Annotated in this window: 15 protein-coding genes; 7 read left to right on the top strand and 8 right to left on the bottom strand. The window is 73.7% G+C overall.

Annotated features, from left to right (window positions below):
• Window positions 1–228: 228 nt before the first annotated feature.
• Window positions 229–1,104 carry a helix-turn-helix domain-containing protein gene (locus JJI54_RS16915; protein WP_203074189.1) on the top strand — a complete coding sequence of 292 codons (876 nt, stop codon included), beginning with the start codon at window positions 229–231 and terminating at the stop codon, window positions 1,102–1,104.
• A 39-nt stretch (window positions 1,105–1,143) separates the two neighbouring features.
• Here the strand turns inward: JJI54_RS16915 and JJI54_RS16910 are convergent, their stop codons facing one another.
• Together JJI54_RS16910 and JJI54_RS32755 are read right to left on the bottom strand one after the other, a co-directional pair.
• Window positions 1,144–2,928 carry a calcium-binding protein gene (locus JJI54_RS16910; protein ID WP_203074188.1) on the bottom strand — a complete coding sequence of 595 codons (1,785 nt, stop codon included), beginning with the start codon at window positions 2,926–2,928 and terminating at the stop codon, window positions 1,144–1,146.
• A 77-nt stretch (window positions 2,929–3,005) separates the two neighbouring features.
• Window positions 3,006–5,651: a bifunctional acetate--CoA ligase family protein/GNAT family N-acetyltransferase gene (locus tag JJI54_RS32755; RefSeq protein WP_264177193.1), complete on the bottom strand. Its 2,646-nt coding sequence runs from the start codon at window positions 5,649–5,651 to the stop codon at window positions 3,006–3,008.
• Window positions 5,652–5,762: 111 nt separating this feature from the next.
• Here JJI54_RS32755 and JJI54_RS16900 point away from each other — a divergent pair, with 111 nt between their 5' ends.
• On the top strand, window positions 5,763–6,722 hold the full coding sequence (locus JJI54_RS16900) for an alpha/beta hydrolase (protein WP_203074187.1): 960 nt from the start codon (window positions 5,763–5,765) through the stop codon (window positions 6,720–6,722).
• Between the two features lie 47 nt (window positions 6,723–6,769).
• Here JJI54_RS16900 and JJI54_RS16895 read toward each other — a convergent pair whose 3' ends face one another.
• Complete coding sequence (locus JJI54_RS16895) at window positions 6,770–7,930, bottom strand: amidohydrolase (RefSeq protein WP_203074186.1); 1,161 nt, start codon at window positions 7,928–7,930, stop codon at window positions 6,770–6,772.
• Window positions 7,931–8,063: 133 nt separating this feature from the next.
• Between JJI54_RS16895 and JJI54_RS16890 the strand changes: the two genes are divergently transcribed.
• Together JJI54_RS16890 and JJI54_RS16885 are read left to right on the top strand one after the other, a co-directional pair.
• Window positions 8,064–9,923 carry an autotransporter assembly complex protein TamA gene (locus tag JJI54_RS16890; protein WP_203074185.1) on the top strand — a complete coding sequence of 620 codons (1,860 nt, stop codon included), beginning with the start codon at window positions 8,064–8,066 and terminating at the stop codon, window positions 9,921–9,923.
• On the top strand, window positions 9,907–13,749 hold the full coding sequence (locus JJI54_RS16885; protein WP_203074184.1) for a translocation/assembly module TamB domain-containing protein: 3,843 nt from the start codon (window positions 9,907–9,909) through the stop codon (window positions 13,747–13,749). Before JJI54_RS16890 ends, JJI54_RS16885 begins: the two co-directional genes overlap by 17 nt.
• Window positions 13,750–13,753: 4 nt before the next feature.
• On the opposite strand, the gene JJI54_RS16880 is transcribed toward JJI54_RS16885, so the two are convergent.
• The 3 genes from JJI54_RS16880 to JJI54_RS16870 are packed head-to-tail and all read right to left on the bottom strand — an operon-like array spanning window position 13,754 to window position 18,119.
• Window positions 13,754–15,433, bottom strand: a complete 1,680-nt coding sequence (locus tag JJI54_RS16880; protein WP_203074183.1) for a class I SAM-dependent methyltransferase — start codon at window positions 15,431–15,433, stop codon at window positions 13,754–13,756.
• Window positions 15,430–17,145 (bottom strand): M28 family peptidase, encoded by a 1,716-nt coding sequence (locus tag JJI54_RS16875; RefSeq protein WP_203074182.1) that lies wholly within the window; start codon window positions 17,143–17,145, stop codon window positions 15,430–15,432. The genes JJI54_RS16880 and JJI54_RS16875 overlap by 4 nt, the downstream gene beginning before the upstream one ends.
• Before the next feature lie 8 nt (window positions 17,146–17,153).
• Complete coding sequence (locus JJI54_RS16870) at window positions 17,154–18,119, bottom strand: Bug family tripartite tricarboxylate transporter substrate binding protein (protein ID WP_203074181.1); 966 nt, start codon at window positions 18,117–18,119, stop codon at window positions 17,154–17,156.
• Window positions 18,120–18,261: 142 nt separating this feature from the next.
• Here JJI54_RS16870 and JJI54_RS16865 point away from each other — a divergent pair, with 142 nt between their 5' ends.
• Together JJI54_RS16865 and JJI54_RS16860 are read left to right on the top strand one after the other, a co-directional pair.
• Window positions 18,262–20,082, top strand: coding sequence for an ABC-F family ATP-binding cassette domain-containing protein (locus JJI54_RS16865; RefSeq protein WP_203074180.1), 1,821 nt, complete (start codon window positions 18,262–18,264; stop codon window positions 20,080–20,082).
• Window positions 20,079–21,293 (top strand): M24 family metallopeptidase, encoded by a 1,215-nt coding sequence (locus tag JJI54_RS16860; RefSeq protein WP_203074179.1) that lies wholly within the window; start codon window positions 20,079–20,081, stop codon window positions 21,291–21,293. Before JJI54_RS16865 ends, JJI54_RS16860 begins: the two co-directional genes overlap by 4 nt.
• A 268-nt stretch (window positions 21,294–21,561) precedes the next feature.
• On the opposite strand, the gene JJI54_RS16855 is transcribed toward JJI54_RS16860, so the two are convergent.
• Window positions 21,562–22,776: an MFS transporter gene (locus JJI54_RS16855; protein WP_203074178.1), complete on the bottom strand. Its 1,215-nt coding sequence runs from the start codon at window positions 22,774–22,776 to the stop codon at window positions 21,562–21,564.
• 86 nt (window positions 22,777–22,862) lie between these two features.
• The gene (recO, locus tag JJI54_RS16850; RefSeq protein WP_203074177.1) at window positions 22,863–23,588 is read right to left on the bottom strand and encodes a DNA repair protein RecO; all 726 of its coding nucleotides are present in this window, start codon (window positions 23,586–23,588) and stop codon (window positions 22,863–22,865) included.
• Between the two features lie 120 nt (window positions 23,589–23,708).
• Here recO and JJI54_RS16845 point away from each other — a divergent pair, with 120 nt between their 5' ends.
• Window positions 23,709–24,299: a YcbK family protein gene (locus tag JJI54_RS16845; protein ID WP_203074176.1), complete on the top strand. Its 591-nt coding sequence runs from the start codon at window positions 23,709–23,711 to the stop codon at window positions 24,297–24,299.
• The last annotated feature ends 98 nt before the right edge of the window (window positions 24,300–24,397 follow it).

Below are 24,397 nucleotides of genomic sequence, written 5' to 3'. Positions count from 1 at the left end.
ATCCATCGGGTGAAGCCGGCGCCAGCCCATGGGACCGCTCGATTCGTGTGATCGGGCATGCCCTCTACAACCCCAGGGGGCATTCTCCCGTATCGCGATACAATTTTTCCGCGTTTTTCACGTTGCATCCGGCGTGAACGTCCCGCAATTTAGCGCCCGGACGACGCCTGTGAGATTCTGTCTCCCCGGCGTGGTTGTGTCTTGATGGTGCGACCTACGGGGGATTGCATGCGCTTCGCGGATATCGGGCAGCAGCTCAGGGCCTATCGCCTCGAATCCGGCCTCCGCGCGGAGGAGATCGCCGCCCGCCTCGGCGTCTCCCGCGCCGCCCTCTACCGGTATGAGAAGGGCGAGGTCATCAAGCTGGACACGATCCGGCGCCTGGCGGAGCTGCTGAAGATCTCGCCGCTCTCGCTGCTCGGCATCGGCGTCGAATACTTCGCCCGCCCCCTCGCCTTCCAGGAAAGGCTGCGGCAGGTGGAGGAACAGGCGGACCAGATCCTCGTGGTCGGCGGCGCCTATTGCTACCAGGTCACCAGCGATGCCTTCGATGGCGCGGTGGGGGAAGCCTGGACGGAGGCCGCGGATGCGGCGCCGGAACGCATGCAGGCCCGCGCCAGCGCCGACCAGGCGCTCGGCCTGCTCGCCGCCCGCAAGCGGCTGCACGCCTCCCGCCGCCCCACCATCATCGCCATCCTGAGCGAGGCCGCGATCAAGCGCTTCCTGGCGGAAGGCGTCGCCGCCGGCCTCACCGTGCCGGAACGCACCCGCCAGCGCTGCCTGGCCGCGGCGCGTCAGGAAGCCGAAACCATCGCCGCCATGATGGAAAGCGTGCCCATCGGCGTGCAGCTCGGCATCGCGACGGGCGCCGAGCCCTCCGGCGGCTTCATGGTCATGCGCGGGCGTGAACGCGCGCATGTCGTCGCCTGCCCCTTCCCCGCCGACACGCCCCCCAATGGCGGGCTCGGCGTCGGCTCCATCACCGCGGCGGACGAAGCCGTGGCGGCGCATCAGCGCGTGGCGGAAGTGGCCTGGCGCGATGCGCTGAAGGGCGCCGCCGCCGCCCAGCGCGTGCGGGACCTCATCAAGGCCGCGGGCGGCTGAACACCCGCCGCTGGAAGCGGGGGCGGCCCGGCGCCGCCCCTACAGCACCAGGTCGTTCGCGCCGATCTGCGGCACGCCCTGGATCGCCACCACCAGCTCCGCCGTGCTGAAGACGGCGTCGGTATTCACCCAGAGCAGCCCCATCTTGTCCCGCAGCGAATACTCGTAGCGGACCTGCCCGGGCGCGGTGAAACCGAGATTGCCGATGAATTCCAGCTGCAGCCCGCCCGGCCCGTCCAGCAGGCCGGACAGGTCGATCCGGTCGCCCGCCACGCGGCTGAAATCCGTCACCAGGTCGGCCTCCCGCGCCACCTGCGCCAGGTTCGCCTCGAAATAGGCCACCGCCTGCGCCGCCGCGGCGGAATGCGAATCGGCGGCGGTGGCGAAGCGGAACACATCGGCGCCGCTGCCGCCCACCAGCACGTCGCGGCCCTCGCCGCCCACCAGCGTGTCGTTGCCGCTGCGCCCGTCCAGCCGGTTGGCGGCGACGCTGCCGATGATGAGGTTGCCGGCCTCGTTCCCGTTGCCCGCCACCGCCTGCGCGCCGGTCAGCGTCAGGTCCTCGACATTGGCGCCCAGGCTGAAGGACACGGTCGCCTCCACCCGGTCACGCCCGGCATCCAGGCTCTCCGTCACCTCGTCCTTGATGTTGTCCACCCGGTACACGTCATCGCCCGCGCCGCCCCGCATCACATCGGCACCGAGGCCGCCATCCAGCACATTGGCGGCGGCATTGCCGGTCAGGCGGTTGGAAGCCGCGTTGCCGGTGCCGTCGATCGCATCGCCGCCGGTCAGCACCAGCTCCTCCACATTCGCGGACAGCGTCATCGTGATGCCGGACCGCACCCCATCGACACCCTCCCCCGCCTTCTCCACCACCACGTCGTCGGCGCTGTCGACGATGTAGGTGTCGTTGCCGCCGCCGCCCCGCAGCGTGTCCGCGCCCGTCGCGCCATCCAGCCAGTTCGCGCCGGTGCTGCCGATGATCAGGTTGTCGCCCGCATTGCCGGTGCCGCGGATCGCGGTGCCGGAGGTGAGGACCAGGTTCTCCAGATGCGCCGCCAGCGTCCAGGAGACGGAGGCCCGGACCACATCCGCATCGCCCTGCGCATCGGCCTCGATGGTCAGGTCGCCCGCATCGTCCACCACATAGGTGTCGTTGCCGTCGCCGCCCGTCATCGTATCGGCGCCCGTCGCGCCATCCAGCAGGTTGGCCACGGCATTGCCGGTGATCTCGTTGGCCAGCTCGTTGCCCGTGCCCCTGGCCGCGGTGCCGAGCAGCGTGAGGTTCTCGATGTAGCGGCCCAGGATGAAATCCACCCCGGACAGCACGAGATCGACGCCCTGGCCATCCAGCTCCGTCACCCGGTCGCCGGCATTGTCCACATGGTAGGTGTCGTCGCCGAGCCCGCCGGCCATGCTGTCCGCGCCCGCGCCGCCATCCAGCTCATTCGCGGCGATGTTGCCGGTGATGCGGTTGGCCAGCGCATTGCCCGTGCCATTGGCCGCGGCGCGCCCGGTCAGCACCAGGTTCTCCACCTGCGCGGCATCGAGCAGGCTGAAGGTGACGGAGGAGAGCACGGTGTCGATGCCGCCGCCCGCCGCCTCCACCACCAGGCTGTTGAGGTCGGAGACGACGTAGATGTCGTTGCCCGCCCCGCCCACCAGCGTGTCGGCGCCCGCGCCCGCGATCAGGCTGTCATTGCCGCCCTCGCCATACAGCAGGTCGTCGCCGGTGGTGCCGACCAGCGTATCGTTGTACCGGGTCCCGTGCAGGGTCGTGCCGGTCCGCGTCACCACGCCGGCGCCTTGAACGACTGACATTGAAGCCTCTGGAAAGAATGAGGCTCCGTGGTCGGCCCGCCTTATCACCAGGAGTTGAACAGGCCCCGCCGTCGCGGTCAGACCGCGCGCCGCGCCTCCACCACATCCTCATCCTCCGCGCTGCGCCTCACCGCGAAACCCAGCGATTTCACGAAGGCCAGCATGGGCGCGTTGTCCGCCAGCACGCTGCCGACCACGCTGCGGATGCCCGCTTCCGGCGCCCAGTCGAACAGCCGCTGCATCAGCGCGCGGCCGAGTCCCTGCCCCTTCATGCTGGCATCGACGACCACGGCGAATTCCCCGCTCTCCCCATCCGCCTCCCGGATCAGGCGGGAGACGCCCAGCATCTCCTCCGTCCCATCCGCCAGGGCGCGCATGGCGACGAAGGCCATCTCCCGGTCGTAGTCGATCTGCGTCATGCGGGCGATCTGCACGCGCGGCAGCTCGCGCAGCTGGCTGAAGAAGCGGTAGCGGATATCCTCCGGCGTCAGCCGCCGGAAGAAGGCGGCATGCGCCTCGGCATCCTCCGGCCGGATCGGGCGGATCAGCAGCTCCTCCCCCGCGCGGCTGCGCCAGGGCGCCATCCATTCCTCGGGATAGGGCGGCACCGCCAGCAGCGCGGCCTCTCCCGCCGGGCGCAATTCCAGGGAGGCATCCACCGCCAGCACGCCCTCGGCATCGGCGAAGAGCGGATTGATGCCGAGCCCCGCCACCTCCGGGAAATCCACCGCGATCTGGGACAGGCGGACCAGCGCCTCCACCACCGCCTCGATATCCACGGGCTTGTGGTCCCGGTAGCCCGTCAGCAGCCGCGAAGCCCGGGTCCGGCCGATCAGGGCGCGGGCCAGGGTGTGGTTCAGCGGCGGCAGGTCGAAGCCCTCATCCTCCAGCAGGTCGGCCGCGGTGCCGCCCATGCCGAAGCCGATATAGGGGCCGAACATGCGGTCATCGCCAAGCCGCAGCCGCAGCTCCTGCGCCCGCGGCGCCTGGCGCTGCACCAGGAAGCCCGCCAGCCGCGCGGCGGGCCGTTCCGCCTTCACCCGCGCCATCATCGCCAGCGCCGCTTCCCGCACCGCGATGGTGCTGCGCAGGCCGAGCGCGACGCCGCCGATCTCCGTCTTGGCCGCCACCTCCGCGCTCCGCAGCTTCAGACCCACGGGGAAGCCGATCGCCGCCGCGGCCGCCACGGCCTGGTCCACCGTCTGCGCCACGCGCCCCTGCACCACCGGCAGGCCATAGGCCGCCAGCACGGACAGCGCCTCATCCTCCGTCAGCGAAAGCCGCCCCTCCGCCCGCACCCGCGCGAACAGCGCCGTGACGGCGGCGCGGTCCGGCCGCAGCGCCAGCACCTGGCGGCCCGGCAGCTCGGCCGCCGCGGCCCGGTTCTGCCGGTCATGCAGCAGGTGCAGCGCGCCGCGCACCGCCGCTTCCGGGGTGGGGAAGACGGCCAGCCCCGCCGCGGCCAGGCCGGCGCGCTGCGCGCCCGCCGTCTGCTGCCCCGCCCAGCACACCAGCACCGGCGCCCGGCGCGTGGCCCGCGCGGCGGCGGAGAGCGCGGCGCCCACCGTCACCGGATCCTCCCCGGGCACGGGCGCATGCATGGCGACCACCGCATCCACCTCCGGCAGCCCGGCCAGCATGGAGGCGGCCTCCCCCAGCGTGGTGCCGGCGCGGGGGCCGAGCGTGATGGGGTTCCGCCCCGTCCAGCCGCCGCCGATGCCGATCCGCAGCGCCGCCAGCGCCGCCTCCGGCAGCTCCGCCAGCCGCGCCCGCCCGGCCAGCACCGCATCCGCCGCCATCAGGCCGAGGCCCGTGGCATTCCCCACCACCGCGATCCGGTCCCCCGGCCCGCCCTGCGGGTTCAGCTTCACCCGCGCCAGCGTCTCCGCCGCCGAGAGCAGGTCATCCAGCCCCGCCACCCGCAGCACGCCGGCGCGGCGCAGCGCCGCCTCCATCACCGCATCCGTGACGCCGGAGGGATCGTCCAGCCGCCCGCCCGCGCGGATCGCCACCACCGGCCGCGTCCGCGCCGCGGCGCGGGCGGCGGAGATGAACATCCGCCGGTTCTTGATGCGCCGCAGGTCCAGCAGGATCGCCGCCGTGCCGGGGTCGCGGGACAGCCAGTCCAGCGCATGGGCGAAGCCGAGGTCGCCATTGCCCCCGATGCCGATCACATGGCTGAAGCCGACGCTCTCCGCCTCCGCCCAGTCCAGCACGGCGCGGGCAAGGGCGGAGGATTGGCAGACCAGCGCCAGCTTCCCCGGCCGGGGCGCGAGGTGGGAGAGCGAGGCATTCAGCCCCACCGCCGGCACGCAGACGCCGAAGCTGCCCTGCCCCAGCGCCCGCACCCCCGTCCGCCGCGACAGCGCCGGCAGGTCCGGCGCCTGGCCGGGCACGATGGCGGCGTGGCAGCCCCGCGCGGCCAGCGCCAGCATCGCGCCTTCCAGCGCCTCCGGCGGCAGGGACAGCACGGCCAGGTCCGGCGGCTCCGGCAGCGCGGCGATGGAGGCCGCCTCGGCCAGCCCCTCCGCCGCCATGCCGACCACGGAGAGCCGGCCCTTGAACCCGCCCCCCGCCAGGTTGGCCGCCAGCAGGGCGGAGACGGGCAGCGAGGGATCCGCCACCAGCACGACATCGCGCGGGCGGTACAGCGCCTCTTCATGGAATCGCCCGGCGGGGCGGCGGATCAGGGTGGTGGTCAGGCTCATGGTGCGGCGCAGCATGAACCCCGCCCGGGGCCCCGCACAACCAACGATGTCGGGGGCCTGACGGGGGCTTGCGGCATGGCGCGTTAACGCTTCCGATGACGGCGCAGAGGAAACCAGGACGCCATCATGCCCGCACCGGACCCGCGCTGGGACCCCGAAATGCTCGCCTTCAACCAGTTGATGGAGGCCGAGGGCGCGAAGCTGCCGCCCATCACGCTGACGCTGCCGCTGGACGAGGCGCGCGCGACGACGGAGGCGCTGAACATCCCGCTGGCCGCGGGCGGCCCCGCCATGGCGGAATCGGCCGATCGCTGGCTGCCCATCCGCGGCCGCCGCCTGCAATGCCGCCTGCACAAGCCGGTCGCCGCCGCGGGGCTACCCGTGCTGGTCTACATCCATGGCGGCGGCTTCGTCTGGAACAGCATCGACACGCATGACCGCCTGATGCGCGAATACGCCGCCGCCGGCGGCTGCGCCGTGATCGGGCCGGACTACGCCCTCTCCCCGGAGGCCGCCTTCCCCCAGGCGCTGGAGGAATGCGCGGCGGTGGTGCGCTGGGTGGTCAGGCATGGCGCCGAATGGGGCCTCGACCCCGCCCGCATCGTGGTGGGGGGCGACAGCGCCGGCGCCAACCTCGCCATGGGCGTCGCCCTGCTGCTGCGGGAGACGGATCCGGCCCTGAAGCTCCGCGGCCTGCTGCTGAACTACGGCGTCTTCGACGCCGACCTCGACACGCCGACCTACCGCGAATTCGCCGAGGGCTATTTCCTGACGCGGGAGAAGATGCGCTTCTACTTCGACTGCTACCTGCCCCGGCACGCGGACCGGCTGAACCCGCTGGCCAGCCCGCTGCGCGCCGACCTCCGCGGCCTGCCGCCCTGCCTGCTGCACATCGCGGAGCTGGATGTGCTGGCGTCGGAGAACCACGCCATGGGCGATGCGCTGCGCGCCGCCGGGGTGGCGGTGGACCAGGCGGTCTTCCCCGGCACCGCGCATGGCTTCCTGCGCTCGCTCAACCACGTGGCGGCGGCGCGCCGCGCGGCAAGCGAGGGTGGCGCCTGGCTCGCCCGGGTGCTGGCGAGCTGAGGCGCCGCCGGCCGGGCGCCCGGCGGGGGGAAGGGCCTCGCGGCCCCTCAATCCCCCGCCAGCGCCCGCTTCGCCACTTCCGCCAGGAAGCCGCTGGCCACCGGCAGGATCTCGTCGTTGAAGTCGTAGCGCGGGTTGTGCAGTTCCCGGCCATGCTCCGCCGGGCCGTTGCCGATCCAGACGAAGGCGCCCGGCACCTCCTTCAGGAACCAGCTGAAATCCTCGCCCGTCATGGCCGGCGGCACGTCGCGGCGCAGCGGCGCCACGGCGGCGGCGGCGGCGGCGGCCAGCTCGCGCTCCGCCGGGTGGTTGGCCGTCACCTCCACGCCCTGCTTCCAGTTCACGGCGGCTTCCACCCCGCAGGTGGCGGCGATGCCATGGGCCACGCGGTGCAGCCCCTCCTTGATGGTCACGCCGGCGCTGTCCGCCAGCCAGCGCGCCGTGCCCTTCAGCACGACGCGGGCCGGGATCTGGTTCTGCGCCTCGCCCCCTTCCACGATCGTCACGCTGACCACGCCGCCCGCCAGCGGATCGACGTTGCGCCCCACCACCGATTGCAGCGCGACGATGCAATGCCCCGCCGCCACCATCGGGTCCCGCGACAGATGCGGCAGGGCGGCGTGGCTGGCATGGCCGTCGAAGGTGATGTCGAAGCGCGCGCCGGCCGCCATCACCGCCTTGTCATGCACCGCGATGGTGCCGGCGGGCAGGCCCGGCCAGTTGTGCCAGCCGAAGATGCGGTCCATCGGGAAGCGCCGGAACAGCCCTTCCCGCACCATGCCGATGGCGCCGCCGCCGCCTTCCTCCGCGGGCTGGAACACCAGGTGGACGGTGCCGGACCACCCCTTATCCGCCAGCAGCAGCCGCGCCGCGCCCAGCAGCGCCGTGGTGTGCCCGTCATGCCCGCAGGCATGCATCACGCCGGGGATGGTGCTGCGGTGGGGCAGGCCCTCGTTCATCTCCTGGATCGGCAGCGCGTCCATGTCGCCCCGCAGGCCGACGCTGCGGTTGCCCCCGCCGCCCGCCCGGCCGCGCAGCGTCGCCACCACGCCATGCCCGGCGAAGCCGGCCGTGATCTCCTCCACCCCCATCTCCCGCAGCTTCGCCACGACGAAGGCGGCGGTATCGCCTTCCTGCAGCGTCAGGCCGGGATGGGCGTGGAGGTGGCGGCGCCAGGCCGTCAGCGTGTCGGCGAATGCGGTGTCCATGTCATAGTGGTACCCGCTTCGCCCCGCAGGCTCCACCCCTGATGCATCCAACTGGGGCACAGCCCCCATCCCGACCTGTCCCTGCCGGACGAAGCGCCGGCACCGAACCGGAACCCCCGAACCGCGCTGAGGCATGGTGAGAAGACCGCAACCCATTCCTGTCCTGGCGCTGGCGCTTCTCCTCGCCGTCCCGCTCCCGCGCCCCGGGGCGGCGCAGGAACAGGCGGGCATTCCCTACGCCACCACCATCGCGCCCAGCGGGGCGGAGGGGCTGGACGGCCCGCTCTCCGATGCCTCCCGCCTGCGCCGCCTGGCGGAGGAAGCGCCGGTGGACGGCTTCGGCCTGGTGGCCCGCGCGCTGGCGGAACCCCGGCTGCTGGACGATGTCTTCCGCTCCGAAGGCTACTGGGCCGCCGATGCCACGGTGCTGGTGGATGGGCAGCCCGCCACCACCCCCGGCCTGGCGGAGCGCCTGGCCGCCCGCGCCCCCGGCGATCCCGTGCCCGTGGAGGTCCGCCCCAACCCCGGCCCGCGCTACACGCTGCGCCGCATCGCGCTGCGCGCCGCCACGCCGGCGGAGGCCCCGGCCGTCGCGGCGCTCGGCACGCCCCAGGGCCTCGCCGCCGGGGACCCGGCCCGATCCGCCCCGGTGCTGGATGCGGAGGCCGACCTGATCGACCGCCTCCGCCGCGCCGGCCACCCCCTGGCCGCGGTGGTGGAGCGGGAGGTGGTGGTGGACCATGAGGCGCAGGCCATGGACGTGACCTGGCTGCTCTCCCCCGGCCCCGCCGCCCGCTTCGCGCCCCCCGTCATCGCGGGGGACAGCGCCGTCTCCCGCGCCCTGGTCGGGCGCATCGCGGGGCGGCTGGAAGGCCAGCCCTATGCCCCCGCCACGCAGGAACGCACGCGGCGGGAATTGATGGCGCTCGGCGCCTTCGACAGCGTCCGCGCCCGCGCGGCCCAGCGGCTGGACGACCAGGGCGCCCTGCCCGTGACCTTCACCCTGGCCGACCGCCCGCGCAACGCCGCCGGCTTCAACCTCAGCTACGAGACCAATTACGGCCCCTCCGGCAGCGTCTACTACGAACGCCGCAACGCCTTCGGCAATGCGGAGCGCCTGCGCCTGGAGGCGACCGTCTCCCGCCTCGGCGCCGGCGGGGGCACGGAGGATGTGAACAGCCGCATCGCCGCCAATCTCCGCCGCCCGGGCCTGATCGATGGCCGCACCACGCTGGTGGCGGAAGTGGCCGCGCTGCGCGAACGCCTCGAAGCCTATGACCGCGACGCGATCGTCGCCTCCGCCCTGCTGGAACGCCCCTTCGGCGAACGCTGGGTGCTGCAGACCGGGCCGAGCCTGGAGACGGGGCGCATCGGCCGCGACGGCAACTGGCAGGAATTCCACCTGGCCGGCTGGGTGCTGGGCGCGCGGTATGACGGCACGGACAACCTGCTCGACCCGCGTTCGGGCATCCGCGCCAGCGTGACGGCGACGCCCTATGCGGATGTGCTGGATGGCGGCGGCTTCGTCCGCGCGCTCGGCACGCTGCGCACCTATCACGACTTCACCAGCGATGGCGGCTCCGTGCTCGCGCTGCGCGGCACGCTGGGCAGCCTGGTGGGCGCCGACCGCGCCGTGCCGCTGGACAAGCGCTTCTATGCCGGCGGCGGCGGCTCCGTGCGCGGCTACAGCTACCAGTCCATCGGCCCGCGGGATGCGCGGAACCGCCCCGATGGCGGCTCCTCGCTCGTCGAGGGCTCGGTCGAGCTGCGCCAGCGCGTCAGCGGCAATTTCGGCATGGTGGCCTTCGTCGATGCCGGCAGCGTCGGGCAGCGGGAAACGCCATCCTTCAGCGATGTGCGGCTCGGCGCCGGGCTCGGCGTGCGCTACGCGACGGCGATCGGCCCCGTGCGGCTGGATGTCGCGGTGCCGCTGAACAGGCAGGAGGGGGATGCCGGCTACGGCATCTATGTCGGGCTTGGCCAGGCCTTCTGAGGCGCCCGCCACGCCGCCGCCCCGCCGCCGCCTGCGCTGGCTGCGCTGGGCGGGCGGCCTGCTGCTGGCGCTGGTGCTGCTGCCCGTGCTCGCCATCGGGGCCGCGCTGCTCTACGCCAACAGCGAGGGGGGCCGCGCCCGCATCGCCGCCCTGCTCGCCGCCCAGGTCCCGGGCCTGGCGCTGGAAGGGCTGCAAGGCCCGCTTCCCGGCCGCCTCGCGCTCGGCCGCCTCACCCTGGCGGACAGCCAGGGCGTGTGGCTGGAGGTGGAGGGCGCCCGCCTCGCCTGGGATCCCCTCGCCCTGCTGGGGCGGGAGGCGCATGTGACGCTGCTGGCCGCGGACCGCCTGGCCCTGCACCGCCTGCCGGAAGCCGGGCCCGAGCCCGCCACGCCCGAGCCCCCCGGCCCCCTGATCCCGGACCTGCCGCAACTCCCCCTCGGCATCCGGCTGGATCGGCTGGAGGTCGCGCGCATCGAGATCGGCCCCGCCCTCGCCGGCACCCCGGCCGCGCTGCGCCTCGCCGGCAATGCCCGGCTCGACCCCTGGGGCCTGACGGCGGCGCTGGACGTGAATGCGCTGGGGGCGGAGGACGCGCTCGGCCTCGAAGCCTCGCTCCGCCCCGGCAGCGGCCGGCTTTTCGCCCGCGTCACGCTGCGCGGCGCGGCGGATGGCCCGGTGGCGCGCATCGCCGGCCTCGCGGGCCGCGCCCCCTCGCTCGACCTGGAACTGGATGGCCCGGCGGAGGCCGCGGCGCTGCGGCTGCGCGCCGATGCCGGGCCGGGCCTGGGCGCGACGCTGGAAGGCACGATCCGCGCGCCGGATGCGACGCGCCTCGGCGCCGACCTCACCGGCCGGGTGGATGGGTCGGGCCTGCTGGAGGCACCGCTCGCCGCCCTGGCGGGGCCGCTGGAGGTCGCCCTGCGCGCCGGCCGCATGCCCGATGGCGCGGTGGACCTGGCCGCGCTGCGCCTGGCCGGCCGCGCCGGCGTGCTGGAAGCCTCCGGCCGCCTCCTGCCCGATGGCGGCACCATCAGCGCCGAAGCCCGCCTGGCCCTGCCCGCCAGCGACATCTTCGCCCCCCTGCTGGCCGGGGCGCCGCTGTCCTGGACCAGCCTGGAGGCGACGGTGAAGGCCGAGGGCCCCCTCGCCACCCCCACGCTCGACGTCACCCTGGCGCCCGAAGGCTTCGCGACCAGCATCGCCCCCGCCGCCGCGCTGCTCGGCCCCGCCCCCCGCGCCAGCCTGCGCGCCACCCTGCCGGACCGCATCGCGCTGCTGACGCTGCGCGGCGCAGCCCTGCAGGCGGAAGCCTCCGGCCTGGCCGGCGCCAGGCTCGACCTGCGCTTCGCCGCCGATGTCGCGGCGGCGGAGGGCGCGGTCCCCGGCGTCGCCGGCGCGCTCCGCCTGTCCGGCACCGCCAGGGGGGAGGCCGCCAACCCCACCCTGACCGTCACCGCCGCCGCCGAGCGGCTGGAAGCGGCCGGCCAGGTGCTGGAGGCGCTGAAGCTCGATGCCCGCATCGCCACCCCCGCCACCCTGCCGGCGGTGGAGGCGACGCTGGAAGGCCGCTACCAGGGCCTGCCCCTGGCGCTCGACCTGCAAGGCGGGCCGGAGGGCGAGGGCGCGCTGCGGCTGCGCACCGCCCGCGCCCGCCTCGGCCCCGCCACGCTGGAAGCCGCGGGGCTGCTGACCCTGGAAGGCCCGGTCTTCGAGGGCACGGCCCGGCTCGACGCCCCTGACCTCGCCCCGCTCTCCGCCCTCGCGGGCCAGCCCCTGGCGGGCGCCCTCCGGCTGGACGCCACCGGCACGCGCCGCGACGGCGCCCAGCACCTCGAAGCCCGCCTCGCCGCCCCCCGCCTGCTGGCCGGCGGGGTGGAGGCGCGGGACCTCGCCGCCAGCGTGAATGGCACCCTCGCCGACGCCGAATTCCGCGCCTCCGGCCGCGCCCTGGAGATCGAGGCCGAGACGCGCGGCCGCCTCACCACCCAGGCCGATGGCGCCCGGCGCATCGACCTCGCGGTGTTCCGGGCCACGACCGGGGGCGAGACCATCCGCCTCGCCGCCCCCGGCCGCATCACCCAGCGCCCCGATGGCGCGATCGAGATCGGTGCCCTGTCGCTGGTGGCCGCCCGCGGCGCCACGCTGCGCGCGGAAGGCGCCTGGGGCCCGGAACGCGCGGATATCCGCCTCGGCCTCGCCATCCCGGACCTGGCCACGCTGGCGCCCCTCGCCCCGGGGGTGGAGCCCGCCGGGCGCGTCACCGCGGAAGCGCGCCTCACCGGCCGCGTCACCGCGCCCGAACTCACCGCCACGCTGCGCGGCCAGGGCCTGCGCGCCGCCGCCACGCGCGGCCTGCCGGCCGGGGAGCTGACCGCCGATATCCGCCGCGACGCCGCCGGCCTTTCCACCCTGCGCGCCACCCTCGGCCTCGGCCCGCAGACACGCCTTACCGCCACGGGCCGCCTCAACGCCCAGGGGGGCATCGAGGGCGCGCTGGACGGGCCCATCGATATCGGCGGCCTGGCCGGGCCGCTGCTGGCCGCGGGCGCCGACCGCGTGGCGGGCCGGGCCACGGTGGCGCTGCGCGCCTCCGGCACCCTCGCCGCCCCGGTCCTGTCGGGGGAGGCACGCCTCTCCAACGGCTCCTGGCGCAACGCGGTGCTGGGCGTCGCCTTCACCGACCTCGGCGGCACCATCCGGGCGGAGGGCACGCGGCTGCGGCTCGACCTCTCGGGCCGCACCGCGGGCCAGGGGCGGATCGCGCTGGCGGGCAGCGTCGACCCGCTGGCGGATGGCATCCCGGTGGACCTGTCGCTGCGGGCGGATGCCGCGCAGCCCGTGGCCAGCGACCTGGTGCGCGCCACGCTGGATGCCGCCATCACCGTCACCGGCGCGGTCGGCACGGGGCTCACCATCGCGGGCCCGATCCGCGTGGCGCGGATGGATATCCGCATCCCGGACCAGCTGCCGGGCTCCGTCCGCAGCCTGGGCCCGGTGACGGAGGTGGGCCGCGTGCCCGGCCGCCCCGCCCCGCCGCCCCGCCGCACGCGGCAGTCGGCGGAGGAGCCCTCCGCCCCCATCACGCTCGCGCTCAGGATCGAGGCGCCGCGCAACATCTTCGTCCGCGGCCGCGGCGTGGATGCGGAATTCGGCGGCAGCCTGCAGATCGGCGGCCGCGCCGATGCGCCCGATATCGGCGGCGACATCACGCTGCGCCGGGGCGAGATCAGCGTGCTGGCGCGGCGCCTGACGCTGAGCCGCGGGCGGCTCGACTTCCAGGGCGGCGTGATCCCGGAACTGGACCTGGAGGCGAGCAGCCAGGCCGGCAGCACCACGGTGCGCGCCACCGTCACCGGGCCCGCGAATGCGCCGCAGATCGGCTTCAACTCCTCCCCCGAATTGCCGCAGGACGAGATCCTGGCCCGGCTGCTCTTCGACCGCCCGGTCAGCGACCTCAGCCCCTTCGAGGGCGCGCAGCTCGCCCAGGCCATCCTCGGCGCCACGGGCGCCGCGGGCGGCGGGGCGACGGGCGTGCTGGACCGGCTGCGCCGCACCTTCGCGCTGGACCGGCTGGCGGTGGGCGGCGGCGGGGAGAATGCGTCGCGCACCACCAGCGCCGATGACCGCAACGGGCCGACGCTGGAAGCCGGCCGCTACATCGCCGATGGCGTCTATGTCGGCGTGCGGCAGGGCACGGATAGCGGATCGTCGCGCGTCGGCGTCCGCGTGGACCTCACGCCCCGCATCCGCGTGGAGGCCGAGACCGGCGACCGCGAGGCGGGGGAGCGCGTCGGCGTCTCCATGGAATGGCAATGGGGGCGGTAGGGCGCTACCCCACCGCCGGCACCCTCTCCAGCAGCGCCGCGTCAAGTTCGGCGCGCCGCTCCCACAGCCCGCGATACCAGGCGATGCGCGCCGCCACCTGGTGCGCGTGCAGCCGCTCCCGCTTCACCCAGCCATGCGCGGCATCCGCCATGGCCCGCGCCCGCGCGGGGTCCGCGACCAGGTCGCGCAGCGCCGCCACCACCTCCTCCGGCGACCGGACGATCAAGCCCGTCTCCCCGTGCCGGATGCTGCCCTCATAGACCGTGGGACTCGCCAGGCAGCAGAGGCGATGGCCCCCCGCCTCCACCGCCTTCAGGTCCGACTTCATGCGGTTGAAGCGCGTATCCGCCAGCGGCAGGAAGGCCAGCTCGCAGCGCCCCATGGCGGCGCGATAGGTGGCGTAGTCCGCCAGAGGCGCGAAGGATTTGTGCGGCGTGTCCAGCGCCTCGAAGGTCCGGCGGTCATGCATCACGGCGATGGAAAGCCGCGGACCGGCCTCCGCCAGCGCCCGGTTCAGCGCGGGGATGAAGGGCGCGACATCGGCTTCCCGGTTGATGGCGCCGAAGAACAGCGTCAGGCGGGCGGGATCCGTGAAGTTGCGCGGCTCCGGCAGGGCGGAGAGCGCATTGGGGAAGATCGCGACCTCCGGGTTCAGCTCCCGCAGCAGCGCGGCCAGCGGCGCGGTCGAGGTCTGCACGGCATGCACGCCCCGGAAGGCCAGGCTGCCGCTGGCGGCGATGGAGGGCCAATGCGCGGGATCGTCATCGAATTCCTGCACCAGCACGGCGCCGGTGGCGCGCAGCGCACGCAGGTAGCCGGGCGCCTCCGGATGATCCAGCAGCCGGCGCTGCAGCACCATCACGCGCGGGATCTCGGCATCGAGCTTCGGCAGCGCCGCCTCCATGCCCGCCCGCGTCACGATCCCCGGGCGCGTCGCCATGGCGGCGAAGGGTTCCAGCACGCGCACGTCGTTGACGCCGCCAACCGGCTTCAGCGTGCGCGCCACCACCACCATCGGCTTCGGCGCCGCCCTGGTGGCGCGCCAGACATATTGCAGCGGCGCGCTGCGGCGCAGCCAGTCGGCGGGATCGACGCCCATCGCCCGCAGCGTCGGCTCCACCTGGCGGGCGAAGGTCTCCACCTTCTCCCGCCCCACGATGCGCGGCGCCGCTTCCAGCGGCACCAGCCCCGCCTGTTCCAGCGCCTCCTTCATCCCGTCCCGCGTGAACCAGCGGAGATGGGATCGGTCGAACAGCCCCATGGCATCGTAGCGCCACCGCCCCGCCAGCAGCCGCGCGGCGAAGGACCAGTGCTCGATATTCGGCACGCAGGCCAGCAGCACGCCATCGGGGGCCAGCAGCGCGGCATCGCGCTTCAGCACCGCCCAGGGGTCGCGCAGATGCTCCAGCACGTCGCCCAGCACCCACGCATCCAGCGTGCCCGGCGCGATGGGCGGGGCCGTGGCCTCGATGTCGAGGCGATGGACCTCGTCGTAATGCCGCGCCGCTTCGGCGGCGAGCGCCTCGTCCGCCTCGATCGCGACGAGCCGCGCGGCCGGGTTGCGGCGGCGATAGGCGGCGCCGAGTCCCCCCGCCCCAGCGCCGACATCCAGCACCAGCGCCGCATCCAGGGGAATGCGGGACAGCAGGTCCGGGTTGGCGTGGCTGCCATAGGCCTCCGTCACGGGATGGCGTCCGCGGCCGCCTCCACCGCGGCCAGCACGTGGTTGAGCCCGCGCCTGAGACTGGTGGTGGCGAAGCCCAGCGCCGCCGGCGGGTAGCGATCCAGTTCCGCCGCCACGGCCAGATGCGTCAGCGGCGGCGCCGGCAGGCCGATGTCGCGCCGGTATCGCGTGCCGCGTGTGTAGTCGAGCGGCACGAGCTGGCGCAGCACCGCAAGCCGCGTGCGCGTCGCCACCGCCGGATCGCTGTTCGCGGCCTCGAAGTCCCGCAGGCGCCGCGCGAGATCGTCAAAGGCCCGCGCCGCCGGGGAGAGATCGAAGCGATCCCCCGCCGCCTTGGCGTAGCGTTGCAGATGCCCCTGCAGATCGGCCACCAGCGCGCCGGGGTCGAGCGGAATGGCCGGCAGCGTCGCCAGCCGGAACAGCGCCAGCGCATAGAGGCGGATATCCGTCAGCAGCACGCCGGGATCGGCGACCTCCATCTGGTCGCGATCCGTGTGCCAGGCGGTGTTGCCGCCATTGCCCATGACGAAATACCAGCCGCGCCGCTCCACCTCCGCCTTCGGGATGCGCGAGGAGGCGGAGAAGCAGCCGGAAATGCCGAGGTTGTTGAAGGAGAAGTCGCTGGACTGCGTCGGCCGCTTGCCGCCCGCCACCTTCCCCGTCGCATCCCGCACGGCATCGGTGACGAAGGCGCGGTTCTCCGCCATCCAGGGGATGGTCGGGTAGTCGGTGGCATCGCGGCAGCCGGGGCTGTCGCAGTTCATATGGGCCACGCAATGCCGCGCCAGGTCGCGCGCGTATTCATCCGCATACCAGGTGGAGCCCGCGAACTTCCCCGTGGAATGCCCCGGCCACCAGCAGATGCGCACGCCGCGACGGAGGTGCTGGCGGTTGGCGTGGATCACGCGCGCCACTTCCAGCATGCAGGCATCGCCCGTGGCATTGTCGCCGACGCCGACATCCCAGCTGTCGTAATGCCCGTGCAGCAGGGCGAAGTCGGGCTCCGTGCCCGGGATGCGCACTTCCGGCAGCACCTGGTCGAACCAGCCTTCCTCCACGATGGTGGTCAGCGTCGCGGCTTCCCCCCGCTTCGCCGCCGCGATCAGGACGTCGCCATCGGGTTTGCTGACGGCGCAGCCCGGGATCGGCGTGCGCGCGGGCAGGTCATCCAGGTCCGGCGTGCCCCAGATGGCGCTGCCGCTGCCCCAATGCATGTCGGGCCCGGGATTCACCGCGATGACGCCGGCGGCGCCCAGCGCCGCGAAATGCAGGATCCTCTCCGCCAGGATCATGCCCCGGAACAGCACCAGCTTGCCCCGCACATCCGGCACCCCCGGCGCCGGGTCGTAGCCCTCGCCGAACTGCGCCGCCGTGCCCGGTGTCCAGCCCGCCGGCGGGCCGACCGGGTTCTCCACGAAGACGAGCGGCGCCGTCAGCCCCCCCGGCGCCGTCTGCGCCAGCTGCGCCGGCCGCGCGCGGAAGCGCTGCCCGCCCAGCGTCACATGCGCGTCCCTCGGCACCGCCAGGTACAGCCGCGGCCGGTGCACCGTGACCGGCAGGCCGAGCGCCGCGAGGCGGCGCGCGATCTCCTCCCCCGCCGCCGCGGCCTCCTGCGGGTCCTGCCGCCGCATGCGGCCGAAGGCCTCGACCAGCGACCAGGCGTGGTCGATCACGGCGGTGTTCATCACCGCCTGTTCCTCGGACGTCGTCATGGCCGTGTTCAATCCATCGTCACGCCGGTGCGGCGAACCACCTCACCCCATCGGTCGATCTCACCATGGATGTAGCGCTGGGTCACGTCCGGGGGGTCGCCGCGGGGATCGACGCCGATGCTCGCCAGGCGCTCCCGCACCGCGCCGCTCTCCAGCGCCCGCTTGAGCTGCGCGTACATCGCCTGGATGATCTCCTCCGGCACCCGCGCCGGGCCCGCGATGCTGAACCAGTTCGTCGTCACCACGCCCGGGTAGCCGCTCTCGGCAAAGGTCGGGATCTCCGGGAAGGCGCTGCTCCTGCCCGCGGAGGAGACGGCCAGCGCGCGCACATTCCCGCTGCGGATATGCACGGCCGCCGAGGGCAGGCTGTCGATCATCCCCTCGATCCGCCCGCCCAGCACATCGGCCGTGGCCGCCTGCGCGCCGCGATAGGGCACATGGGTGATGTCGATGCCGGCCGCGGCCTTCAGCAGCTCCGCCGTCAGGTGATGCAGCGTGCCGTTGCCGCCCGATCCGAAGTTGATCGCCCCCGGCCGTGCCTTCGCCGCCGCGACGTACTCGGCCAGCGTGCGGAAGGGCAGGTCCTTGTTGACGATCAGCACCACGGGCAGCGTGCCGATGATGGTGACGTGGCGGAAATCGTTGCGCGTGTCGTAGGGCATGTTGCGCACGAGTTCGCGGAAGATGGCCTGCGGGCCGACATTCGTCGTCAGCCAGGTGTAGCCATCCGGCGCCGATTTCGCGACGAAGTCGGACCCCACCACGCCGCCCGCCCCCGCGCGGTTCTCCACCAGGAAGGACTGCCCCGTCTGTTCCTGCAACGCCGCCGCCACGGTGCGGGAGAGGATGTCGGACGCCCCGGCCGGCGGCGAGGAGGAGATGATGCGCACGGGCCGGCTGGGCCAGGCACCCTGCGCGAGGGCGGGCGCCGCAATCGGCAGCGCAAGGGCGGTCAGCAGGCTGCGGCGGCGCATGGGGAGTCCTCCGGGAGGGGCGCGTGATCCGACACGCATCGCGCCGGCCGATCAAGCTTAAGCAACTTCCGCACCACCGCGATGCCGCCCGCGCAAGCCCCCACGCTTGACGGCGCCTCCCGCCGCCCCCATCCCACCCGTCATGGCCCTGCCCCCGCTGCTGCACCTCCGCGACATCAAGCTCCGCCTCGGTTCCACCCAGCTGCTGGATGGCGCGGAGATCGCCGTGGCGCCCGGGGACCGCGTGGCCCTCGTCGGGCGCAACGGCTCCGGCAAATCGACGCTGCTCAAGATCGCGGCGGGGATCATCGATTCCGATGCCGGCACGCGCTTCATCCAGCCCGGCGCCACCATCCGCTACCTGCCGCAGGAACCGGACCTCACCGGCCACGCCACCACCGGCGCCTATGTCCTATCCGGCCTCGGCCCCGGCGATGACCCGCACCGCGCGCGCATGCTGCTCGAAGGCCTCGGCCTGACGGGTGAGGAGGAGCCGGGCCGCCTTTCCGGCGGCGAGGCGCGCCGCGCCGCGCTGGCCCGGGCGCTGGCGCCGGAGCCCGACATCCTGCTGCTCGACGAGCCCACCAACCACCTCGACCTGCCCGCCATCGAATGGCTGGAAGGCGAACTCGGCCAGCTCCGCAGCGCCCTCGTCCTCATCAGCCACGACCGGCGATTCCTGGAACGCCTCTCCCGCGCCATGGTCTGGCTCGACCGCGGCACCACCCGCCGCCTCGAACAGGGTTTCTCGAGTTTCGAATCCTGGCGGGACCAGGTGCTGGAGGATGAGGAGCAGCAGGCGCACAAGCTCTCGCGCAAGATCGTGCGGGAGGAACACTGGCTGCGCTACGGCGTCACCGCGCGGCGCAAGCGCAACGTCAAGCGCCTGGCCGGCCTGCACGAACTCCGCAAGCGCCGCAAGGAACGTGTCACCGCGCCCGGCCAGGTGAAGATGGCCGCCGCCGAGGGCGATGGGTCCGGCACCCTCGTCGCCGCCGCCGAAGGCGTGAACAAGCGCTTCGGCGACCAGCCGCCCGTCGTCGTCGATTTCTCGACGCGCATCCTGCGCGGCGACCGCGTCGGCATCGTCGGCCCCAACGGCGCGGGCAAGACCACGCTGCTCAACATGCTGACTGGCGTCTTGCAGCCCGACAGCGGCACCATCCGCCTCGGCACCGCGCTGCAGATGGTCACGATGGACCAGAAGCGCGAAAGCCTGGACCCCACCAGCACCCTGCAATCCGCGCTGACCGGCGGATCGGGCGACGTGGTGCGCATCGGCGGCGAGGCCAAGCACGTCATCGGCTACATGAAGGATTTCCTCTTCCTCCCCGAACAGGCGCGCACGCCCGTCGGCGCGCTCTCGGGCGGCGAACGCGGGCGGCTGCTGCTGGCGCGCGCGCTGGCCACGCCCTCCAACCTCCTCGTCCTCGACGAGCCCACCAACGACCTCGACCTCGAAACCCTCGACCTGCTGCAGGAACTGCTGGCGGATTACGGGGGCACCGTGATCGTCGTCAGCCACGACCGAGACTTCCTCGACCGCGTCGCCACCAACGTCATCGCCTATGAAGGCGATGGCCGCTGGCAGGACTATGCCGGCGGCTATTCCGACATGGTCGCGCAGCGCGGCCGCGGCGTGCAGGCCCGCGCCATCGCCGCCGCCGCCACGGCCCCGCGCGACACCACCACCCCCGAAGCCCCGCGCGCCGTCGCCCGCGCGAAAATGTCCTTCAAGGACAAGCACGCGCTCGAAACCCTGCCCGACCGCATCGCCCAGCTGGAACGGGAAATGGCGGCGCTGCAGAAAGCCCTGGCGGATCCCAACCTCTACACGAAGGACCCCGCCGGCTTCGCCGCCCGCACCAGCCTGCTCGCCAAGAAGCAGGCGGAACGCGACGCGGCGGAGGAGGAATGGCTGCGGCTCGAAATGCTGCGCGAGGAACTGGAGAAAGAAGCATGACAACCGGCGTCGGCGGATCGGACTTCGCCACCGAACTGGCTGCGATCAAAAACGAACGGGACGCCGTCCCGCCCATCACCGCGGAAGACCACGCGAAGCGCGTCGCCCTCGCCCAATCCCGGATGGCCGAACTCGGCATCTCCGCACTCTGGCTCGACGGCACCACCAACCTCACCTGGCTCACCGGCCTCAAGCACGGCCAGTCCGAACGCCCCGTCGGCGCCGTCCTCCCCGTCCGCGGCCCCCTCACCTATCTCTGCCCGGAATTCGAGGTCGAGCGCCTCAAGACCATGCTCGCCCTGCCCGGCGAGGTCCGCGGCTGGGAGGAAGACCAGGACCCCTACGCCCTCTTCAGCGACATCCTTCGCGCATCCGACATCAGCGGCGGCACCATCGCGATCGACGACATGGCCCGCGTCTTCGTCGCCGAAGGCCTGCGCGCCGCCCTCCCCAACCACCACTTCATCGCCAGCAAACCCGTCACCTCCCATCTCCGCGAACAGAAGTCGGACCACGAGATCGCCCTGCTCCGCCAGGCCATGGGCATGACACTCCGCATCCAGGCCGCCGCCGCCCGCGCCCTCAAGCCCGGCGTCACCACCACCGAGGTGCAGGCCTTCCTCGCCGCCGCCCACGCCAAGGCCGGCTTCGACGCCGGGCCCGCCTTCTCCATCGTCCTCTTCGGCGAACCCTCCGCCTACCCGCACGGCGTGCCCTACCCGCAGACGCTGAAGGAGGGCGACGTTGTCCTCGTGGACGTCGGCGCGCCACTCCACGGCTACGTCTCCGACATCACCCGCAGCTACGTCTTCGGCACCCCCACCGCCCGCCAGCGCGAGATCTGGGACCTCACCAAGCGCGCCCAGGCCGCCGGCTTCGCCGCCGCGAAACCCGGCGCCCCCTGCAGCGCCATCGACGACGCCTGCCGCGGCGTGATCACCGCCGCCGGCTTCGGCCCCGGCTACAAGGTCCCCGGCCTGCCCCACCGCACCGGCCACGGCATCGGCATGGACGTCCACGAAGCCCCCTACTTCGTCGGCGGCAACACCCAACCCCTCGCCCCCGGCAACACCGGCTCCATCGAACCCACCATGGCCATCTACGGCGAATTCGGCATCCGCCTGGAAGACCACATCGCCATCACCGCCACCGGCGCCTCCTGGCTGACGGAACCCGCGCGGAGCGTGGACGAGCCCTTCGCGGGGGTGTGACGGGGGCGCGCGGCGGTGGCCCCTGGGGAAAGGGCTCCGCCCCTTCCCCAGACCCCTTCCCCGCAAAGGGGCAGCGGCCCCTTTGAACCCATGAGATCGGGGGATGGAGGGAGGGGCACGGAGCGACCGCCTGGCCGGAACGCGCGCGGCGCCCCTCCCTCCATCCCCCGATAACCTCGCGGTCCAGGGGGCCGTTGCCCCCTGGCGCGGGAGAGGTCCGGAGAGGGGCGCGCAGCCCCTCTCCGGGGCTTCCAACCCGCGCCCCCCGTCACGCCGCCGCGGGGCGCGCCCTCGGTCCGCGCGGGATCGACGCCAGGATTTGCAGGGTGCCGGCGGTGAGGCCCATGGCGACGCCGGCTTGCCAGGCGAGGGTGTAGGATCCCATGGCGTCGAAGATCAGGCCGCCGCCCAGTGCCCCGGTGAAGCTGCCGAGTTGGTGGCTGGCGAAGGCGAAGCCCTGGATCATGGCTTGCCATTGCAGGCCGAACATCTCGACGACGGCGCCGGAGATGAGCGGTGCGACGCCGAGCCAGAGGAACCCCATGATGGCGGCGAAGACGAGGGTGGAGGTGGGGGAAGGCGGGATCGCGAAGTACCAGGCCAGCACGAGGGACCGCGTGACGTAGATCAGGCCGAGGAGCAGGGTCTTGGACCATCGTCCGCCCGCCCAGCCGAAGAACAGGCTGCCGACCACGTTGAAGGCGGCGATGACGCCGAGGGCGGTGGCGCCCAGCATCGGGTCGAGCCCGCAGATGGTGAGGTAGGAGGGCAGGTGCGTGGTCAGGAAGACGAGTTGGAGGCCGCAGACGAAGTAGGCCCCGGCCATGATCAGGAAGGGTCCGTTTCGGAAGGCGGCGCGCGCAGCCACGGCGGCGGAGGTATCGCCGCCCCGGCTGGGCGGCACGGGGGTGGCGTCCACGCGCCCCGCGATCCAGGCGGCGGGCAGCAGGCAGAGCGAGAGCAGCGCCAGGCCGATGGCGCCGGCGCGCCAGTCGAAGGCGTCCATCAGCCCCTGGGCGATGGGGGCGGCCATCAGCGGCCCGGTGGAGCCGAGGGCGGAGACCAGGCCGAGCACGGTGCTGCGCGCGGCGTTGGGCACGGGGCGGGAGGCCACGGCCATCGCCATGCCGGAGGCGGTGGCGGCGAGTGCGATGCCGATCAGCAGGCCGGCGCCCATCATGATGGCGAAGGTGCCCTGGGCCTGCGCGAAGAGGGCCAGCCCCGCGGCGTAGGTCAGGCCGCCCGCCAGCATGGTGGGCCGGAAGCCGAAGCGGCTGGCGACGGCGCCGGCGAAGGGCTGGGCGATGCCCCAGGCCAGGTTCTGGATGGCGATGGCGATCGTGAAGTCCGCGACCGCGATGCCGAGGTCCCTGGTCACGGGTTGCAGGAACAGCCCCAGGCTCTGGCGCATGCCGTTCGCCAGCGCCAGGGCGAGTGCCGCCGCGATCAGGATGGGGATGGCCGCGCGGGGGATGTTTCGCATCGCGGAAGCGTCGCCCGCGGAAGGATGTTCCACAAGGCGGGGGGCCTTGCGCCGGGGGCTTCCCCGGGCAGCCCGCCACGCATGGGTCAGGTGGCGGCGGCGACGCGGTCCAGCAGCATCTCCCGCGCTGCGGGCAGCCCCTTGTGCTGCACGCCGAAGACGTCGCGCGCCAGGAAGTGGCCGGTAAGCTTCAGCCCCGCCGCCCAGTCGGCGGCGGTTGATGGGCCCTGGCCGAGCAGGAAGCGCGGCAGCGGCAGCAGCCGGTCCCGCCATTCCCCGGCCGCGGGCTCGGAAACGGCGCGGCCGCTGCGGGGCGAGACGAAGGCGAGATCCTCCGTCCCGCCGGTGACGGCGCAGCGCGCCAGGTCCAGCCCGTAGCCGAGTTCCGCCAGCAGATCGGCCTCCCACCGCACCAGGTCGGGCAGGGCGAGGGCGGTGTCGCGCGCCAGGGTCGCCACGAAGGCGACCAGGCCGTGGAAGATGCGGGGATGGGCCTCCCGTTCCGGCAGCGCGCCTTCAGCGACCGCGCAGGCGGCGCGCAGCGCGGCGAGCGCGAGCGGGTCCTCCATGGCCAGCGCCGCGGCGGGGTGGACCATCTCCGCGCTCATGGCGCCGAGCTGGTCGGCCAGCCTGCCCACCCAGCGCGCCTCCACCAGGTTGCCCGCCTGCCACAGCGCGGCCTGGCCGCGGGAGGTGCCGCCCTTGGCCAGGCCGGCGTGGCGGCCATGGGCCTCGGTCATGACGGAGACGATGGCGCCGCCCTCCCCATGCGGGCGGACATCGAGCACCACGGCGGGGGCATCCCATTCCATGCCGGATGGGGTTCCACATCGCGGGCCCCGGGGCAAGCGCGCCGCGCATCGTGAGGGCCTGGCCGGTGCCGAGGGCGTGAGCGCCGGGCTCATTCGCGCGTGCCGGCGCTTATCCCGGGCATGAAGCGACGCCTGATCCTCCTCGGCGCCGGGGTCCTGACCCTGGCCGCGCCCTCCCTCCATGCCGCCACGCCCCGCCGATTGTCGCTCCGCCACGCCCATACGGGCGCGCGGTTCGATGGCCCCTGGCATGACGGCACCGCCCCCGACCCCGGCGCCATGGCGGAGCTGTCCGCCGTGCTGGCCGACAGCGCCGCGATCCGCCCGCGCGCCTTCGATGCCGAGGCGCTGGCCATCCTCTGCGACCTGGCGGAGGCCGCGCGCCTGCCTGGCCCGCTGGTGGTGCGGTCGGGCTACCGCACGCCGGCGATCAACGCCGCGGTGCATGGGGCGGGGGACAGCCAGCACCTCCGCGCCGGCGCGATCGATCTGGAAGTCGCGCCCGCCCGGGTGCAGCAGGTGGCCGGGCTTGCGCGGGGGCTGGCCCGTGGTGGCGTCGGCGTCTATCCGCGGCGCGGCTTCGTGCACCTGGACAGTGGCCCGGTGCGGCACTGGAACGGGGATGTGCCGGGCGGCGCCGTGGCGGCGCCGGTGGAGGACCGCATCGGCCGCATCGCGGCGGCCTGGCGGGCCCAGGGCGGGGGGCGGTGACAAAACCATGGACGGCGCGCCGGTGTTCCGGCTATGTTCCAGTCATCAAGCGCCCGATCCGCGCCTTCAGCCCGCCCTGCGGCGCGGGGGACGTGAAT

This window comes from Falsiroseomonas ponticola (genome assembly GCF_016805305.1).
Classification (GTDB): domain Bacteria; phylum Pseudomonadota; class Alphaproteobacteria; order Acetobacterales; family Acetobacteraceae; genus Falsiroseomonas; species Falsiroseomonas ponticola.
This window is presented reverse-complemented; position numbering and strand designations above follow the sequence as displayed.

What these genes read in the sequence shown, in the direction of transcription:
- JJI54_RS16915 (WP_203074189.1), top strand. Translation starts at nt 229, where the DNA reads ATGCGCTTCGCGGATATCGGGCAGCAGCTCAGGGCCTATCGCCTCGAA.
- JJI54_RS16910 (WP_203074188.1), bottom strand. Translation starts at nt 2,928, where the DNA reads ATGTCAGTCGTTCAAGGCGCCGGCGTGGTGACGCGGACCGGCACGACC.
- JJI54_RS32755 (WP_264177193.1), bottom strand. Translation starts at nt 5,651, where the DNA reads ATGCTGCGCCGCACCATGAGCCTGACCACCACCCTGATCCGCCGCCCC.
- JJI54_RS16900 (WP_203074187.1), top strand. Translation starts at nt 5,763, where the DNA reads ATGCCCGCACCGGACCCGCGCTGGGACCCCGAAATGCTCGCCTTCAAC.
- JJI54_RS16895 (WP_203074186.1), bottom strand. Translation starts at nt 7,930, where the DNA reads ATGGACACCGCATTCGCCGACACGCTGACGGCCTGGCGCCGCCACCTC.
- JJI54_RS16890 (WP_203074185.1), top strand. Translation starts at nt 8,064, where the DNA reads ATGGTGAGAAGACCGCAACCCATTCCTGTCCTGGCGCTGGCGCTTCTC.
- JJI54_RS16875 (WP_203074182.1), bottom strand. Translation starts at nt 17,145, where the DNA reads ATGACGACGTCCGAGGAACAGGCGGTGATGAACACCGCCGTGATCGAC.
- JJI54_RS16870 (WP_203074181.1), bottom strand. Translation starts at nt 18,119, where the DNA reads ATGCGCCGCCGCAGCCTGCTGACCGCCCTTGCGCTGCCGATTGCGGCG.
- JJI54_RS16865 (WP_203074180.1), top strand. Translation starts at nt 18,262, where the DNA reads ATGGCCCTGCCCCCGCTGCTGCACCTCCGCGACATCAAGCTCCGCCTC.
- JJI54_RS16860 (WP_203074179.1), top strand. Translation starts at nt 20,079, where the DNA reads ATGACAACCGGCGTCGGCGGATCGGACTTCGCCACCGAACTGGCTGCG.
- JJI54_RS16855 (WP_203074178.1), bottom strand. Translation starts at nt 22,776, where the DNA reads ATGCGAAACATCCCCCGCGCGGCCATCCCCATCCTGATCGCGGCGGCA.
- recO (WP_203074177.1), bottom strand. Translation starts at nt 23,588, where the DNA reads ATGGAATGGGATGCCCCCGCCGTGGTGCTCGATGTCCGCCCGCATGGG.
- JJI54_RS16845 (WP_203074176.1), top strand. Translation starts at nt 23,709, where the DNA reads ATGAAGCGACGCCTGATCCTCCTCGGCGCCGGGGTCCTGACCCTGGCC.